The organism is Streptomyces sp. NPDC006283 (genome assembly GCF_040613325.1).
GTDB lineage: Bacteria > Actinomycetota > Actinomycetes > Streptomycetales > Streptomycetaceae > Streptomyces.
Genome location: NZ_JBEXRZ010000417.1, coordinates 1 through 2,416, shown reverse-complemented (window position 1 = coordinate 2,416; position 2,416 = coordinate 1). Strand labels below are relative to the sequence as shown.

The 2,416-nt window shown below is 71.7% G+C and carries 2 protein-coding genes; both read right to left on the bottom strand.

Going from position 1 to position 2,416, the window contains the following annotated elements; all coding sequences use genetic code 11:
* Nucleotides 1–103: 103 nt before the first annotated feature.
* Nucleotides 104–919: a tryptophan synthase subunit alpha gene (trpA, locus tag ABZ070_RS36800; protein ID WP_356640495.1), complete on the bottom strand. Its 816-nt coding sequence runs from the start codon at nucleotides 917–919 to the stop codon at nucleotides 104–106.
* The gene (gene trpB, locus ABZ070_RS36795; RefSeq protein ID WP_356640493.1) at nucleotides 916–2,208 is read right to left on the bottom strand and encodes a tryptophan synthase subunit beta; all 1,293 of its coding nucleotides are present in this window, start codon (nucleotides 2,206–2,208) and stop codon (nucleotides 916–918) included. Before trpB ends, trpA begins: the two co-directional genes overlap by 4 nt.
* Between the last annotated feature and the right edge of the window lie 208 nt (nucleotides 2,209–2,416).

Below are 2,416 nucleotides of genomic sequence, written 5' to 3'. Positions count from 1 at the left end.
CGCGCAGTCCCGCCGCGATCAGCCGGGCGGTGTCGCGGGCCGGCCAGGACCAGGACCCAGGCGACAGGAGCCGCCTCCCCGGTCCCTGATCCACCCGTACGGGCTACGGATTCCTGCGCACGCCGCGTGCCAGTTCGCCCGCCAGTTCCCGTACGGCCGAGACGGCCGCGGCCTCGTCCGGCGCGTCGAGCATCCGCTTGACGAACGCCGAGCCGATGATCACACCGTCGGCGAACGAGGCGACCTCCGCTGCCTGCTCGGGGTTGGAGACCCCGAGCCCCACACAGACCGGCATGTCGGTGGTGGCGCGTGTGCGGTGCACGAGGTCCTGGGCCTGCTCGCCGACCGACTCGCGGGTGCCGGTGACGCCCATCAGCGACGCCGCGTAGACGAAGCCCGACCCGGCCGCCGTGATCTTGGCGAGGCGGGCGTCCTGGCTGCTGGGCGCGACGACGAAGACGGTGGCGAGACCGTGCTTCTCCGCGTGCTCCCGCCACAGCCCGGCCTCCTCGACCGGCAGGTCGGGCAGGATGCAGCCGGCGCCGCCCGCCTCTGCCAGCTCGGCGGTGAAGCGCTCGACGCCGTAGCGGTCGATCGGGTTCCAGTACGTCATCACCAGGACCGGCTTGCCGGTGGCCGTGTGCGCCTCGCGGACGGTGCGCATCACGTGGGCGATCTTGACGCCGCCGCGCAGGGCGATGTCGTCGGCGGTCTGGATGACGGGGCCGTCGAGGACGGGATCGCTGTGCGGCAGCCCCACCTCCACCACGTCGGCGCCGCCGTCGAACGCGGCCTTGACCGCCTCGATGCCCACGTCGACGGTCGGGAACCCGGCGGGCAGGTACGCGATGAGCGCGGCCCGGTTCTCGTTCCTCGCCGCGGCGAGTGTGTCGTTCAGCAGGTGAAGGTTGCCGCTCACTTCGCGTCCCCCTGGATCTCTGCGGCGCCGTTGTCGGCGGAGGCGTCGGCCTCGACCTGGGCGTCGGTGTCGTACAGCCCGAAGTACCGTGCGGCGGTGTCCATGTCCTTGTCGCCGCGTCCGGAGAGGTTCACCAGGATCAGCCCGTCCGAGCCCAGTTCCCTGCCCACCTCGAGCGCACCGGCCAGCGCGTGTGCCGATTCGATCGCCGGGATGATGCCCTCGGTGCGCGACAGGAGGCGCAGGGCCTGCATGGCCGCGTCGTCGGTGACCGCGCGGTACTCGCCGCGGCCGGAGTCCTTGAGGTACGCGTGCTCGGGGCCGATGCCGGGGTAGTCGAGCCCGGCGGAGATCGAGTACGGCTCGGTGATCTGGCCCTCCTCGTCCTGGAGGACGTAGGAACGCGAACCGTGCAGGATGCCGGGCTCACCTGCGGTCAGGGTCGCTGCGTGCTCCCCGGTCTCCACACCGTGGCCGGCCGGCTCGCAGCCGATCAGGCGGACAGCGGCGTCGGGGATGAAGGCGTGGAACAGGCCGATGGCGTTGGACCCACCGCCGACGCAGGCGACGGCCGCGTCGGGGAGCCGTCCCGTCCTTTCGAGGATCTGCCGCCTGGCCTCCACGCCGATGACGCGGTGGAAGTCGCGCACCATGGCGGGGAAGGGGTGCGGTCCCGCGACCGTGCCGAAGAGGTAGTGCGTGCGGTCGACATTGGCCACCCAGTCGCGGAACGCCTCGTTGATGGCGTCCTTGAGGGTTCGGCTGCCGGACTTCACGGCGACGACCTCGGCGCCGAGCATCCGCATCCGGGCCACGTTCAGGGCCTGGCGCTGGGTGTCGATCTCACCCATGTAGATGGTGCAGTCCAGCCCGAACAGGGCGCAGGCGGTCGCGGTCGCCACGCCGTGCTGGCCGGCGCCGGTCTCCGCGATGACACGGGTCTTGCCCATGCGCTTGGTGAGCAGTGCCTGGCCCAGAACGTTGTTGATCTTGTGCGAGCCGGTGTGGTTGAGGTCCTCGCGCTTGAGGAAGACCCTGGCGCCACCAGCGTGTTCGGCGAACCGGGCGACCTCGGTGAGGGCGCTCGGGCGGCCCGTGTAGTCGACCATCAGCTGGTTGAGTTCGGCGGCGAAGGCGGGATCGCTCTTGGCCTTGTCGTACTCGACGGCGACCTCGTCCACGGCGGCGACCAGCGCCTCCGGGATGAACTTTCCGCCGAAGGCACCGAAGTAGCCCTGAGCGTTGGGGACGTGACCCTCCGGGTCGGGGATGAAGTAGTCGCTCGACATGGCGACGCAGCTCCTTGTTCGGGGCGCGGGGCCCCGGGACGAGTCGGGTGAACGGGAGCGGGTGCGCGCGCGCTCCGCCGCGCGGAGCCGTTCCCCTGCCCGCCCCTTCCCGAAACCGGGGGCTCCTCCCCCTACGCCTGGCGGCGTGGGGGGACCCCCACCGGACCAGCCGCGCCGGGGTCGCCGGCGCGGCTGGATTTCGCGGAGC

Excerpts from the sequence above, each read along its gene's own strand:
- trpB (WP_356640493.1), bottom strand. The coding sequence starts at position 2,208 with ATGTCGAGCGACTACTTCATCCCCGACCCGGAGGGTCACGTCCCCAAC.